The following is a 13888-nucleotide window of genomic DNA, read 5'->3' as shown; positions in this document are numbered from 1 at the left end:
ACGATCGCGGTGAACACCAGCTCATCGTCCACGAGGCGCCGTCCCACCACCCTGCCGACGCGGCGAGAACCGACGGAACAACGGCTCGGCCAGTTCCCGCAACTCATCCATGGCCCTCGGCCGCCTCGCCCGTCGCGTACGCCAGCCTGGTCGCCTCGCCCGCGAACACCTGCTGCCCCACCATGCCGTCGTCCACCAGGCATCAACCAACGCTCAAGAGGAGCTCCAAGTCGACCTTGATCAGCTTGGGAAGGAAGTGTCCGGTGCCACCACCTCATCCGCCGGAGTTCCGGCGCCGTGCTGTCGAGCTGGCCCGCACCGGTGACGGGCCGGTCACCGCGTCGGCCAGTAGCCTGGGCATCAGTCAGTCGTGCCTGAGTGGCTGGCTCCGTCAGGCCGACGTCGACGATGGCCGTGTCGAGGGGCTGAGCGGCGGCGAGAAGAAGGAGCTTGCCGAGCTGCGTGGAAAGGCCCGGCAACTGAGCGGGAGAACGAAGTGCTCAAGCGGGCCGCGGAGTATTTCGCGCGCGAGAACGTGCTCCCAGAATGAGATGCTTCTCCGGCCACACCGCACGCGATCACGCCGTGATCAGCGGCCACTCACACTGCCGGTGAACAGACTCAGTATTCTCAGACCCAAGCCACTACTCGCTGCTGTGCGCCGGTTTCGGCCGGGCCGATCCCACCGGAGCGACCTGGTCGGCGTCCGGCTCGTCGCCTCCGATGACACTGATGTGCCTCAGCACGACGGCCGACAGGCACGAGAGCGCCAGGATGCTGACGGCGGCGACCAGCATCGCGACGTTCAGCCCTGAGGTGGCCGCTTCCTTGGCCTGGTCGAACCAGCCGGCCTGCATCTGGTCGGCCGCCGAGGCCGCGCCGACGAGGCTGTCCCCCGCCGCTTCGGCCACCTCGGGCGGCGTGCCGTCGGGGATCTCATCGCCGATGCGGCCACGGTAGACGGCAGTGGCGAGGCTGCCCAGGGTTGCCACCCCCAAGGCGAGGCCCAGTTCCTGCACGGTCTCCGACATCGCCGAGGCCGAGCCGGCCTCATCGGGCGGTGCTGCTCCGACCACCAGGTCCGTGCCCAGGGCCGCGATCGCCCCGAGCCCGAGGTAGACCAGCCCGAAGCCCATCACGATCCGGGTGACACCGCCCGTGGAGCTCACCTGAGTGAGAAGCACGTACCCAAGCGCGGACAGCGCCAGGGCGACGGCCACCACGATTCCCGGCAACACACGGCGCGCGAGCAGCGGCGACCCGATCGCGGCCACGAACATCATCAGCGCCGGTGGCCCCATCCACATGCCCGCTTCGATGGGAGGCAGGTCCTCCACGAGTTGAAGCTGCTGCGTGACCAGCAGCATCGCGCCCCCGACGCCGACCAGCCCAACGAGCAGAATGCCCAACGCCGCACTGAAGGTGCGGTCGGAGAACAGCCGCACGTCCAGCAACGGGCTCGCCAGACTGCCCTGGCGCCGGACGAACAGCACCGCGAACACCAGGCCGATCACGACGGCGACGACCGTGGGGACGTCCAGGCCGTCCTTGGCCGCCCGCTTCAGCGCGTAGATCACCGGCAGGATCGCGATCAGTGACAGCGCGACGCTGAGCAGGTCGAACCGGCCGCTACGCGGCGCCCGGTACTCGGGATCAGCACCGGCGCGGCCATCAGCAGCACGACCGCGACCGGGACCGCGAGCAGGAACGCCGAACCCCACCAGAACCGGGCCAGCATCGCGCCGCCGACCACCGGCCCGAACGCCATGCCGATCGCGAAGCTCGTCGCCCAGACGCCGAACGCCAGTGAGCGCTGGCGGGGGTCGGCGAACATGTTGCTGATGAGGGCGAGGGTGGAGGGCATCAGCGTGGCGCTGGCGATCCCGAGCGCTCCGCGCGCCGCAATGAGCAGTTCGGCGCTGTTGGCGTAGGCGGCCACTACCGAAACGGCCGCGAACGCGGCGATCCCGATCATCAATAGTCTACGGCGGCCGACCCGGTCGCCCAGCGTACCCATCGTGATCAGGAATCCGGCGATCAGGAACCCGTAGGCGTCCATGATCCACAACGCCTCCGTGCCGCTCGGTCGGAGGTCCTCCGCCAGCGAGGGAAAGGCGAGGTACAGCACGGTGACGTCGAGACCGAGCAGCACGGTGGGCAGGGACAGGACCCCCAGCCCGGCCCATTCTCGGAGACCGGCCCTGCCTACGGTCGATGTACTCATGGCACTCCCACGGGGCAGAGACGCCGACCCGAAGCGTCCCTCAGAAGAATCTGCTGACAGACCGGCGTTTTCTACCGGCTCATCGAGGAGCTCAGGGGGCAGGCCCACCGGATAGATCGGTCACCATCCCCGATTTCGCCGGGCACTGGGCCGGGAGTTCACCAGGTGAGGCCCGACGGTGCGACCGAGGACCGTCAGCGAACCCACAACGGATCGCAGATCCGCGGGACTCTGTGGGCGACCCGATTATCGCTGCTCTCGGGCAGACGCGGCGAGTTCCGCGGACAGGAGGAGCGGGCGGCCGTGCAGACGCTTATCCCCAAGCGGACGCTGTTCGCCGACACTCCATAGCCACCGAACGGTTTGTTCCCGTCTTCATGATCGAAGGTCGTCTGGTCGCGCAGGACTACGGCGGTGCCGAGCCTGGGACCGTTCAGCTGACTTTCTCCGAAGACGGCCGCATACATGCCACGAGCGGATTCCCACTCGGTATTCGCCCATGCCTCAAGGTCGGCGACGTCGTCGTACGGCGCGATGCAGAAGACCGGTGAGAAGAACTCTGGCGGGTTCAGCTCCATGTCGGAGTCGTGCACAATGACGGTCGGTTCGACTAGCAGTCGGCTGACGTCGGTCTCACCCCCGAAGACAACCTGGTCCGAGTGCTCGTTGATGTAAGCCTCCGCTTGCTTGACGGCATCGGCGTAGACAAGAGAGCCAGGAGGGGACTCGGAGTTGGCGGTGGCCCTGAGCATCTCCGAAAGCTGCCCGGTGACCCCCGAAGGATGCTCCGGTGGACGTAAACGAGGTCGGCGCACAGGCAGTCCTGGCCGGAGTTGTAGAGCCGAGATATCAGTAGCGACCTCAGCGTTGTCTCGGGAGTCGCCTGAGGGCCGATGATCATCGGGTTGGGCCCAGAATTGAACATCAGGAAGAGCGGCTTGTCGCTCAGCCGGCTCATCAGTTCGACACCGTTTTCGTACTGTCCGGTGAATATCACCGCATCCGCGCACGAGCACGTCTCGGTGAAAGCCCGCTGTGAAAGATCAATCAATCTGATGCGGTCGGAAATCCATGGACGACAGGTTTCCCGGAGAAGTTCGATCACCTTCCGGCTTGCATCTTTCACTCGGGACGAAGGGCGCATCTCTATGCTGTCACAATAAAGCGAGGGTATGAGCCCGAAGAGTACACACGAATACAGCACGTTGTTGGACGGAAGGAACACCGCGAGGTGGTCGATCCGGGGAGGCCGGTGCCGCGCCACCTCCCATGCGGCCCCTGCCAAAGCGCGAACCGATCTATTGAACTCATCCTCGGCCGCCACCCTGTCGGCCGTTCTGGAGAGGATGCCCAGGAACCGCTCTCTCGCCCCGAGCATTGCCTTGGCCATGTCAAGGGTGATTGTACGCAATCGCTGATTCGTTGGTGCACCGTGAAAGGCAGAGGGGATTTCGCTCGCCACGGGAGGGATTGATGACCAGAGGTCTATTGACGTTCGGTCGCCGGAGATCATGGAGTGCCTCGCAGTTTCGATCGGCCAACTGGCCGGCGGTTGACCCTTACCAGGGGAGAGGTGGTAGTGGCTGGATCGCGGCAACCCTCGGCAAACATTACGGCTCTGTCGACACCGGGATGGGCGGTGACGGCCACCTCGATCTCACCGGGCTCCTCCCTGCCGGGTTCGGTGAACCGGGCCGATGCCTTCAAGGCATCTCCGTCTGCGGACGAGGATGCACGTCGACGCCGATGATCCGTCAGTGGTTATCGTCGACCGGCACTTCCACGCGATTCCAATGACGGGAAAACTCCGCCACTGTCGGATACTCCATCAACATGAGGACGTCTGCGTCGATACACAGCCGCTGGTTGAGCTGGCTGGCAAGTTTCACCAACAGCAGCGAGTTGCCGCCAAGGTCGAAGAAGTTGGTATCAACGTCCACCTCATGAATCCCCAGCACGTCCGCCCAGATTTCGGAGACTTCTTGTTCTCGCACCGGCATGGTTGGCGCCCTTCCCGTATGTCTCAGCAGATCATTGAGTCCGCGCCATCGTAGGCAAGCACTTCCGCAGAACACAAGCCGGCTTCGACAGGGCGTTGAACGGGCCGCTATTGTTTGCGGGCCTCATCGAGAGCCTGACGGACGCTCAGGGGTGTGATATCAGTCCACACCTTTTCGATGTGATCGAGCACCTGGGACTTCGACCCTTGAAAGCCCACAGCCGTCCATCCCGACGGAATGGGCCGACTCACAGGCCAGATCGAGTACTGCTCCTCGTGGTTGACCACCACGTCGTAGACGAGTCCTGCCCCGTTGTCGCCTTCCCGAAGGATTCATCCACCGGCATGTTTGCGAACCTCCCGAAGTCGAGCCCGAACGGGCAAAACTGTGAGTGCTTCAGAACTTGCAAAGCCGAGCTGGATCGCGAATTCGGCATGCTAGGTCGGGGACAGACGCCCCTCCGACCCGGCATCGACGGCCGTCGTGAGCTCGGTGGCATTCTCGGCGACCGGCAGCGGCAACTCGTCGATGAGCGCATCGGGATCGGCCAAACCGGCCGAAAGCAGCGTTAGCAGGGCATTCTGCCAGCGTCGTGCCGAGCTCCGGTCGAACCTGTCGGCCGCGAACACGACCTCGCCTGACAGTCCGGCTTCGCTCTGCCGCATCATCAGGCTCAGCGCGACCCTTGCGGTGCCCTGATGGACGAATTGCTCAGTGATGTCGAGACCTTCGATAGTGCCGTGGTCGTCCAGCGGCGTGGACTGGAGCGAGAACGTCACCTGGAACAATGGGTTCTGTCCGGTCCCACCGCTCCGCTCAAGGCCGTCCACCACGTCGGAGAACGGCAGTTCCTGGTTGGTCAGCGCCTCCGCCAGTGCCTCACCGGTGCGTGAGATCAGCTCGTGGAACCGCATGCCCTCGGTGAAGCGCATCCGCAACGCGACCGTGTTGGCCAGGTAGCCGATCAGGTCCTCGGCACCGGGCCGGTTCCGGGATGCCATCACCACGCCGACCACCGCCTCGTCAACGCGGCTCGTCCGGCGCAACGTCGCGATGAAGGCCGCGAGCAGCACAGTGAAGGTGGTGGTCCCATGTGATTCGGCGACGCGCTCGACAGTGATCGGATTGACGGCATCGGGGGGCAGTTGCAGCGCGAACCCCTTGGTGCCGACTCCTCCTCCGGCTCCGCGTCCGGAGCCCGGCGTGACGGTCGGCGGGTCCCCGGCGAGTCGATCGCGCCAGTAGGCACGCTGCTCGTCCGCTTCCGCGCTGCGCAACCAGCGCTCCTGCCAGGCTGAGTAGTCCGTGTACTGGATGGTCACCTCGGGCAGCGGCCGGCCATCGTAAAGCGCAGCGAGTTCACGCCAGAATATTGCGAGCGACCAAGCGTCGAACGCCGAGTGGTGCACGTTGAGCAGCCACAGGTGCTCACCGGCGTCCACACGGAAACAGGCCGACCGCAGCATCGGGCCAGTTGTCAGATCGAACGGGCGCGCGGCCTCCTCCATGGCCCGGCGGGACGCCTCGGAGGCGTCGGCGACCACGGTCATCGCGGTGCGCACCGGGCTTGGAGGCCGGACCTGCTGCCACACTCTCCCGTCCTGTTCCTCAAGCACGGTGCGCAGGGCTTCATGACGGGCGACGATCGCCGACAATGCGGCGTCGAGGCGGTCAAGGTCGAGCGGACCCCGAATCTTGTAGCAGAGAGGTATCGCGTAGGTCGGCGCGCCGCGATGCAGGAGGTTCAGGAACCACAGGGCCTGTTGCCCGCGCGAAGCAGGGCGTCGGCCGCCGCGGTCACCCGTCGGCACGACCGCGCCCTCCGGCGCGCCACGAGAGTGCTCCTGTCTCACCAGGGCTGCGAGCCCCGCAACATGCGGAGATGACCGGAACTGAGCGAACGTCAACGCCACGCCAGTCACCTCGGAGACCCGGCTGAGAAGCTGCAACGCCCTCAGCGAGTCGCCACCGGCCGCGAAGAAGTCCCCGGCACGGCGGATGGGCCGGCCATCGAGCACGTCGCCGGCAAGGGTGGCGATGACGCGCTCCAGCGTCGTCATAGTGTCCTCGCCGGTGTGGCCGGCGCTCGCCGGCTTCACTGGGGGAAGCAGGGATCGGGCCACTTTGCCGTTCAGCGGCGAACGCGGGATCTGGTCCAGAAGCACGATGGTTCGAGGCACCATGGCTTCGGGCAACCGCCCGGCGACGTCGGCACGGATCGTCGTCTCGACCACCCCTTCCTCGACCTCGAGGTAGGCGACCAGGCGGAACCCGAAAGGCGGATCGTCAGCGGTGACGACGACCGCGTCCTTGACCCCGGCGCATTGGTGCAAAGCGCTCTCGACCTGGCCGGGTTCGACACGGTGCCCGCGGATCTTGATCTGACGGTCGGAGCGGCCGAGGAAGACCAGGGTCCCGTCGGGACTACGGCTACCACGGTCGCCGGTGCGATACATCCGCGCGCCGGGCGGCCCCTGGGGATCGGGGAGAAAGCGATCAGCAGTGGCGGCCGGGGAAGTGTGGTAACCGCGAGCAAGCGGCGGGCCGCCGACCCAGATATCTCCTGGTGTGTCGTCCGGCACCGGTCGCAGATCACCGTCAAGTATGTAGATCTCAGCGTTCGCAAACGGTCGGCCGATGGGCACCAGTGCGTGGTCGCGGACGCCGGAGGACGCGGTCCCGCGAATTCCATTCGGCCGGTGCAGCGCCACACTGATCGTGGTTTCCGTCGGACCGTAGTCCGAGACCCAGTCAATGGCCTCCGCTCCGGGGACCCGTGACCAGGCGGCGAGCTTGTCGACGAGAATCTTGTCGCCACCGACGAACACGATGCGCAAGCTCGCGGGAAGGCAGACCAACCCGGCGGTCAGATCGTCCACCCAATGGTGCCAGTAGGCACTGGGCAAGCTCACCGTCGTCACCGCAAGGCGGTCGATGATGTCGGTAAGTTCCCAGCTGGAGAACCTGCGTTGGCCGGGCATGACGACAGCCGCCCCAGCAAGCCACGCGGGCAGGACTTCTTCCAGCGCGGCGTCGATGGCAATCGCCGTGAACTGGAGCACACGGTCCTCAGGTACCAGCCTCAGCTCGTCCCGGAGGGACAGTGCGTGGTTGGTCAGGGCGGCGTGGGATACGGCGACCGGCTTGGGCTTGCCGGTCGAACCTGACGTGAACACGCAATAGGCGAGGTTGGGCGGGGCGACGGTGACCGCCGGTCTCGCTACGGTCTGACCGGACAGGTCGAGCAGATCCAGGTCCACCACCGGCAGGCCCGCGGGGTCCACGCAAGCCGGTCCGTTCCTGACAAGAAGGGCGACCCCGGCATCAGCGAGCATCGTCTCGGCGACGCCGCTGGGCAGTGCCGGGTCGATGGGCACGTACACGCCGCCGGCTTTCCAGACCGCGAGCAGTGTGATCAACAGCAACGGCGACGGCTCCATCGCCACGCCGACCAGGCGCTCCGGCCGGACACCGCGGGCGGCGAGCAGACCGGCGAGGTGACCGGCGCGCTCATCGAGATCGCGATAGGTGAGAGTGCCGCCATCCCAGACGGCCGCGACAGCATGCGGAGTTTCCGAAACCTGTGCTTCGACGAGGTGATGGACACAGCGACCGGACATCGATCTCCCCTATTTGCCCGTAGCTCCGGGCTCAGAAGTAGGAATCCAGGCTGCCCCGCCGCCGTACGTCAACGGTCGCGCAATGAAAGGAGCCACCAAAAGTGTTGAAGGACCGGAACGGACACGGGATCGCCGTTATCCCCCAGCCCTCGGCAAGCCGGCGCATCGGCTCGTCCTCGGCCTCCACGAGCATCCGATCCTCGTCGATCATCAGCACGTTCATGTTTATCCACTTGCTGGTCATGTACAGCGGATGCCCGTCCGGAATCACCGGCCGGGGCGCCACCCGCACTTCCCAGTCCTTGAAGATCTTCGGCACCTCCGGCACCCGATCCGGGTGGATCAGCAGCTTGCCGGGAGCCAGCGGCATCAGGCTCGCGTCGATGTGCATCGGGTGGTCATCGGCCAGTTGCACCTCGTGCACCTGGTAATCACAGCCCAGATGCCGGCGGACCCATTCGATGCCCATCGCGTTGGTGACGTGACTTCGCTGGACGAAGATGTCACGGCCACACCGGATGAAGTCGGCCGCGTCGAACGTGGGTTCGAACTCGGTGATCACCGAGCGGAACGGCTCCCCCTCCGGCTGATCGGTCCAGCCGGTGACGTACAGCTCGTCGGGGAGCTCGGGCTTGGGCGGGGAGGTCCAACGGGCGCCCTTCCGAAAGTACTCCTTGAGAAGCGGCCGATACGCCGAGACCGCGTGGTAGCGCGACCGCCAGGCCATCGGAGCTTCGATGACGTCGTCACCGACGACCAGCAACAGATCCCTGGGCATCGCGTCATACAAACCGGTGCTTGACCAGCCCGGCGCGCCGTACGACTGGCTGTGATCCCGCGGCTCAGGCCGACGGACCCTGATTCCTTCGCCTTCCAGGATGTCAGCCAGTTGGTCGAGCTCGTCGCGGGCGGCGGCGATCTCGTCAGCGGGGAACGGCCGTCCGGCACGTTCCTGGAACACCGACCTTTGCTCCGGGGACAGTGGGGCGGCCATCGCAATATGCCAGGGAGGGAAGTGCGCACCATCGACCGCGCCGACGATCACCTCCTCCAACGTATCCCACTCGTTGTAGGAACCAACCGGGGACCTGGTCTCAGTCGAGAGGTCTGACTCACTCATTTCGATCCTCCGGTGGTCAGGTTCACGAGGCGCCGGGGCCTCTGCTTCATATCCACGAACATGGTGCACGATTCCGCCTTACAATCCATCTCCACTCAAGCAGATATCGCCTTATTTGTCACACCGACAGGACCAACCACTTCGGTTTCCAGAGTCACGGGCTTATCTTGTGGCTTTGTGGCCGGCGGGCGCGAACATTTCGGACGCCATGAAGCGGCAGCCTTCGGCCCCGTTCCACGTTCTACTCGGTCAGAAACGCACCGAAATCGGCCCGAGCACGATGCCGCGACTCATCGCCATGCCCTCAGGTACGCCTAGAGGTCAGACGCCACCGAACAGAGATCGTGATCAGATTCAGGGCTCGCCGCAAATCGCCGCATCCCCGCGGCGTACATCTCCGCGATCTTGGCAATCCGTTCGCCGGACACCCGGTCTGCGTCATACGCGAGGAGCAGGCCCAATTCATAGTCCGGGGGGTCGATCGAATAGGTTGCCATCAGGGCGTAATGCGAGTTCTCCCGCGACTCAGGATGGTAATCGAGAAACTCGAGAACCCCGTCCCGATACATTTGATTGTATCTGTGAAAGCTCACATAGTTGAACCCCACATCGAAAAGTTCCGCCCTGCCATGCCATCGTTGAATACGCGACAACGGCACCCTCCGATGGGGAAGCAGACGACGCTCGGCGTCCAGGACCGAAGCCGCCAGATCGATCCACCTCCTGCCTGCCACGTCCACACCGATTGGCAGCACGTTCCAGAAGAGGCCACGTACCTGGTCCCCGCCGGCGCTTTCGGGACGGCCGTGGAACAGCATGCCGGTGAGGGGGTGGCCGGTGTCCTCGACTTCGGCCAGCACACGCAGGTGGACGGCAGCCGCGATGCTCTTCAGGGTCACCCCGTGGGAGGCGGCGATCTCCCTGAGTCGCCGCGAGGTCGCCGCGTCGATGGGTACGTGCCGACGCAGCACGACCGGTTTCCCTGCGGGCCGGAGGTCCGCGACATGGCGCGGAGTGATGTCGGCGAGTTCGCTCTTCCAGAACCGTTCCGCCGCGGGGTCGTTCGCCGCGTCTCGCTCGAGTCCGACGAAATCGGCGACCTTGACACCGACCTGCGGCCAGCGATCGGCGTAGCCGGCGTCACCTGAGATCAGAGCCTGCTGGCGTTCGAAGATCTCTGCGAAAGAGGAGGACCAGCTCCACCCGTCCAGTATGATGTGGTTCTCACTGATCGTTACCTGGAACTCGTCGTCGGTGAGCCTCTGCACAGTCACCCTGATGACCGGCGCCTTGCCAATGTCCAGCTCGTTGGACCGCTCATCGGCGACGAGGGCGTCGATCTCCGCACGCTGAGCACAATCGGTATGCCCGCGCAGATCCACTATGCGAACGGGAAGCTCAATCGCTTTGTGGACCAGTTGCAGGGGCTCGCTGTATCCGTTCAAAGCGAAGCTGGTGCGGAACGTCGGGTGCCGGGCGATCGTGTCTGACACGGCTTGCCGGAACGCCTTCTCCTCCAGGGGGCCCCGCAGGCGCATACTAACGGTGTTGTGGTAGAAGCCCGCACCCTCGGCCATCATCGCGTGATAGAGCATGCTGGCCTGCGTACCGCTTACCGGGTACGCATCCTCGATGCCGTCGGGCAGCCGGGCACGGTCGGCGGAACCGATCAACTCGAAGGGCTCGACGGCTCGTTCCGGGCGGGACTCGCGTCCGCCGGCGACCAGTTTCGCGATGGTTCGGTCCCGGAAGACATCTTGGAGTTCGACGCCCAGCCCAGCGGACTTCATACGCGACACCACGGTGAGTGCCAGAATGGAATCGCCACCGAGGGAGAAGAAGTTCTCGTGCACGCCCACTCTCTCCACTCCGAGCACGGCGCCCCAGATCTCCGCCGTGATCTGTTCGGCGGCGGTACGTGGCGGCTCGTACGTGAGCACGGAGGCGGCCCGGTCCGCCGCTGGATTCGGAAGCGCCCGCCGGTCCACCTTCCCGTTGACCGTAAGGGGATCGAGCCGATGGGCACGAAGACCGCCGGGATCTCATACTCGGGCAGTCCGCGCGCGCAATGGCCGCGCAGCTCTTCCACACTGGGCAGACCGGCCTCGCCGGGCACGAGGTAGGCGATGATCCTCTCATCCCGGAGATCCGCGACGGCATTCACGATGGCGCCGTGGGACTCGAGGACCGCCTCGATCTCGCCGAGTTCCACCCGGAAGCCACGGACCTTCACCTGGGTGTCGGCTCGCCCCTGGAATTCGAGCGAACCGTCGGCGCGGATGCGCCCGAGGTCTCCGGTTCGGTACAGCCGAGCACCAGGGGAACCACTGAAGGGGTCGGGGGTGAATCGCTCCGCGGTGAGCCCCGGACGTCCTATGTAGCCGCGGGCCACGCCGGCGCCGCCAACGTGGATCTCCCCCACGACACCGGGCGGGACCGGGTTCAGTGCTTCATCGAGGAGGTACAGGACCAGGTCCTGAATGGGACCGTCGATCGGCGCGATCTGCCGTTCGAGGTCTTGCCCTGTGATCGTTCGATGGGTGACGTGCACGGTCGTCTCCGTGGCGCCGTACATGTTGACGATCTGCGGAGTCCGATCACCGCGTCCGTCCATCCAGGTTCGCACGGATTCCAGCTCCAGCGCCTCTCCACCGAAGATCACCACTCGCACGGAGAGGCTGGAGGAGAAACCCACCGCCTTGTCCGCGGATACCAGTCCGCGGAACGCGGAGGGCGTCTGGTTGAGGACTGTCGCTCGCTCGGAGGCAAGAAGCCTCAGGAAATCTTCAGGCGAGACGACGGCTTCCTCGGGAACCATCACCAGGCGACCGCCGTGGAGCAGCGCCCCCCACATCTCCCAGACCGAGAAGTCGAACGCGTAGGAGTGGAACATGGTCCAGACGTCGTCCGGCCCGAATCCGAAGCGGGCTTCGGTCGCGCTGAACAGACGCATGACCTGCCGGTGAGCTACGCCTACGCCCTTCGGCCGCCCGGTCGATCCGGAGGTGTAAATGATGTATGCCAGGTCGCCTGAACCGCTGACGGTCTCCCCCCTGCAGGCAAGCGGCTCTCCCGGGCGACGGCCCTGGAGCTTTCCAACCTCGTCGATCAGCAACTCCGCGAATGATCCGGCGATACCCGCACGGGCCCGGGTTGTGATCAGTGCCTTCGCACCGCAGTCGTCGATGAGAAACCTGGCTCGTTCCGATGGCTGCCTGGTATCGATCGGCACGTACGCCGCCTTGAGCATGGTCGCCGCGAGCATGGCGAACACCTGACCAGGGCCGCGGTCGAGCAACAGCGCCACGTGGTCGCCGGCCCGTACGCCCATGTCTCGCAGCGCGCTTGCCAACTCCCGTGCACGCTCATCGACCTGCCCGTACGTCCAGGTGCGGTCCTTCCAGGTCAGAGCCGGCCGTTCGGGATACTCGCGTACGGTCGCCTCGAACCCGGCGGCCAGGTCGGCCACGGAGGTGGGGGCCTCGACCGGACCCCCGTTGCCCGTCACAACGGAGGACGGGGACATCGGCAGGGCCCATACGGGGTCGTCCGGCCGGTCGAGTCCAGCTGCGAGCAGGCTGAGGTACGCATCGAGCAGCGACCGCGCGGTGGTCTGGTCGAAGAGTTCAGTGTCGTACTCGAGTCGCACCTCGTACTCGGCGCCTCTCTTCGCGACGCTGACTGAGAGATCCGCCTTCGACGGACCGGCGCTGACGCTCAGCGGCGTGATCGTCAGATCATCGAGTGTCTGCTCAGACCTGTCCTCGTCGAGGAAGGTGAAGAGCACGCCGAACAGGGGAGAGTCCACGCCCTCGCGCCGTGCCTCCATCGCATCGGCGATCCGCGCGGTGGGAACGTGCTGGCGGCCGAGGATCGCGTGGGTCCGTTGGGAGGTCTTCCCGGCGAGGTCCCGGAACGAGTCGCCGTCCGTGAGTCGGCTCCGAAATGGGAGTGTGTTGGCGAAGGGGCCGATGACCTGATCGAGTTCGGCGAACCGGCGGTTGGCGAAAGAGACCCCTGCGACCAGGTCGTCGGTGCGGGAGACGCGGTGCAACAAGGCGCAGAAGGCCGAGGTCATCACGGCGAAAGGGGTAATGACGGCGTCGGAGGCGAAGCGTTCGACAGCGGCTTTGCATCCGGCATCGATCTGCGCCGTCAGGTGATCACCTTTGTGTGTGCTCCACCCGAGCCTACGCCGGTCGTGTGGGAGAGCGAGGCCGGGGACGAATCCGTCCAACTCCTCACACCACCAATCCACTGCTGTCTCGATCTCTTCCCTTGACTCCCGTTCCCATTCCGCGAAATCGGGATACTGCAGGGGCACCGGCGCCGCCGCGGGCTTCCCGCCCATCTTGTACGCGCCATAGGAATTGACGATCTCCCCCAGCATCAGCCCGATTGAGAGCGCGTCGGCGGCCGCATGGTGCACGGGGAGCACCAGCCAGTGCCGTTCGGTGGCGAGGCGGATCAATGTCCCTCTGACCAAGGGCCCGAAGGTCTCCAGATCGAAGGGTTCCTCCGCTTCCGCTCTTGTGATCTCGGAGGCGGCCAGGTCCGGGTCGGGGCTTCCTGAAACATCGACACGGCGCAATCCGGCGAGTCCCGCTCCGAGCCGTGCCGCGGGCAAACCTTCGTTCACTCCGATCTCGGTGCGCAATGCCTCATGACGGCCGACAACATGGGTGATGGCGGACTCAAGGGCATCGACGTCCAACGGCCCAGACAGATCCACGGCGGCGGGAATCGTGGGCGCGACTGTCGTGGGGTCCAGTTGATGCGCCGCCCAGATCCGCCTCTGAATTTCAGAGAGGGGGACGTCGTGGGGCTCGGTCCGCGGCCGCACCGCGGCGGTCGGAATTGACACCGCGTGCCTGGCGGCTTCGTGACCTGCGGATGCTCTGGTCATCTCCGGCCCTCCCCGGAC

Annotated in this window: 9 protein-coding genes and 1 pseudogene; all 10 read right to left on the bottom strand. The window is 65.5% G+C overall.

Features of this window, described 5'->3' with window-relative positions; all coding sequences use genetic code 11:
• Positions 1–644: 644 nt before the first annotated feature.
• Complete coding sequence (locus GEV43_RS55135) at positions 645–1577, bottom strand: hypothetical protein (RefSeq protein ID WP_309239837.1); 933 nt, start codon at positions 1575–1577, stop codon at positions 645–647.
• Positions 1578–1591: 14 nt separating this feature from the next.
• Positions 1592–2224, bottom strand: a complete 633-nt coding sequence (locus tag GEV43_RS55130; protein WP_309239836.1) for an MFS transporter — start codon at positions 2222–2224, stop codon at positions 1592–1594.
• A gap of 194 nt (positions 2225–2418) precedes the next feature.
• Positions 2419–2976: an aldehyde dehydrogenase family protein gene (locus GEV43_RS51040; RefSeq protein ID WP_160822907.1), complete on the bottom strand. Its 558-nt coding sequence runs from the start codon at positions 2974–2976 to the stop codon at positions 2419–2421.
• 41 nt (positions 2977–3017) lie between these two features.
• Positions 3018–3368 (bottom strand): annotated as a pseudogene (locus tag GEV43_RS56305) (aldehyde dehydrogenase family protein); the annotation flags it as partial.
• A 610-nt stretch (positions 3369–3978) separates the two neighbouring features.
• Positions 3979–4224 carry an acyl carrier protein gene (locus tag GEV43_RS25725; protein WP_160822905.1) on the bottom strand — a complete coding sequence of 82 codons (246 nt, stop codon included), beginning with the start codon at positions 4222–4224 and terminating at the stop codon, positions 3979–3981.
• Between the two features lie 107 nt (positions 4225–4331).
• A complete protein-coding gene (locus GEV43_RS25720) occupies positions 4332–4511 on the bottom strand; it encodes an MbtH family NRPS accessory protein (protein WP_309240037.1) in 180 nt (59 codons plus the stop codon).
• Positions 4512–4661: 150 nt separating this feature from the next.
• The gene (locus GEV43_RS25715) at positions 4662–7844 is read right to left on the bottom strand and encodes a non-ribosomal peptide synthetase (protein ID WP_160822904.1); all 3183 of its coding nucleotides are present in this window, start codon (positions 7842–7844) and stop codon (positions 4662–4664) included.
• Between the two features lie 31 nt (positions 7845–7875).
• Positions 7876–8889, bottom strand: coding sequence for a hypothetical protein (locus GEV43_RS25710; protein ID WP_206681282.1), 1014 nt, complete (start codon positions 8887–8889; stop codon positions 7876–7878).
• A 389-nt stretch (positions 8890–9278) separates the two neighbouring features.
• A complete protein-coding gene (locus GEV43_RS25705) occupies positions 9279–10817 on the bottom strand; it encodes a condensation domain-containing protein (RefSeq protein ID WP_160822902.1) in 1539 nt (512 codons plus the stop codon).
• A complete protein-coding gene (locus GEV43_RS25700; protein WP_160822901.1) occupies positions 10751–13870 on the bottom strand; it encodes an amino acid adenylation domain-containing protein in 3120 nt (1039 codons plus the stop codon). Before GEV43_RS25700 ends, GEV43_RS25705 begins: the two co-directional genes overlap by 67 nt.
• Between the last annotated feature and the right edge of the window lie 18 nt (positions 13871–13888).

The organism is Actinomadura sp. J1-007 (assembly GCF_009793335.1).
GTDB lineage: Bacteria > Actinomycetota > Actinomycetes > Streptosporangiales > Streptosporangiaceae > Spirillospora > Spirillospora yumaensis.
The sequence above is the reverse complement of the archived record's forward strand: the minus strand, read 5'-3'. Positions and strand labels throughout refer to the sequence as shown.

Excerpts from the sequence above, each read along its gene's own strand:
- GEV43_RS55130 (WP_309239836.1), bottom strand. The coding sequence starts at position 2,224 with ATGAGTACATCGACCGTAGGCAGGGCCGGTCTCCGAGAATGGGCCGGG.
- GEV43_RS51040 (WP_160822907.1), bottom strand. The coding sequence starts at position 2,976 with ATGCTCAGGGCCACCGCCAACTCCGAGTCCCCTCCTGGCTCTCTTGTC.
- GEV43_RS25725 (WP_160822905.1), bottom strand. The coding sequence starts at position 4,224 with ATGCCGGTGCGAGAACAAGAAGTCTCCGAAATCTGGGCGGACGTGCTG.
- GEV43_RS25715 (WP_160822904.1), bottom strand. The coding sequence starts at position 7,844 with ATGTCCGGTCGCTGTGTCCATCACCTCGTCGAAGCACAGGTTTCGGAA.
- GEV43_RS25700 (WP_160822901.1), bottom strand. The coding sequence starts at position 13,870 with ATGACCAGAGCATCCGCAGGTCACGAAGCCGCCAGGCACGCGGTGTCA.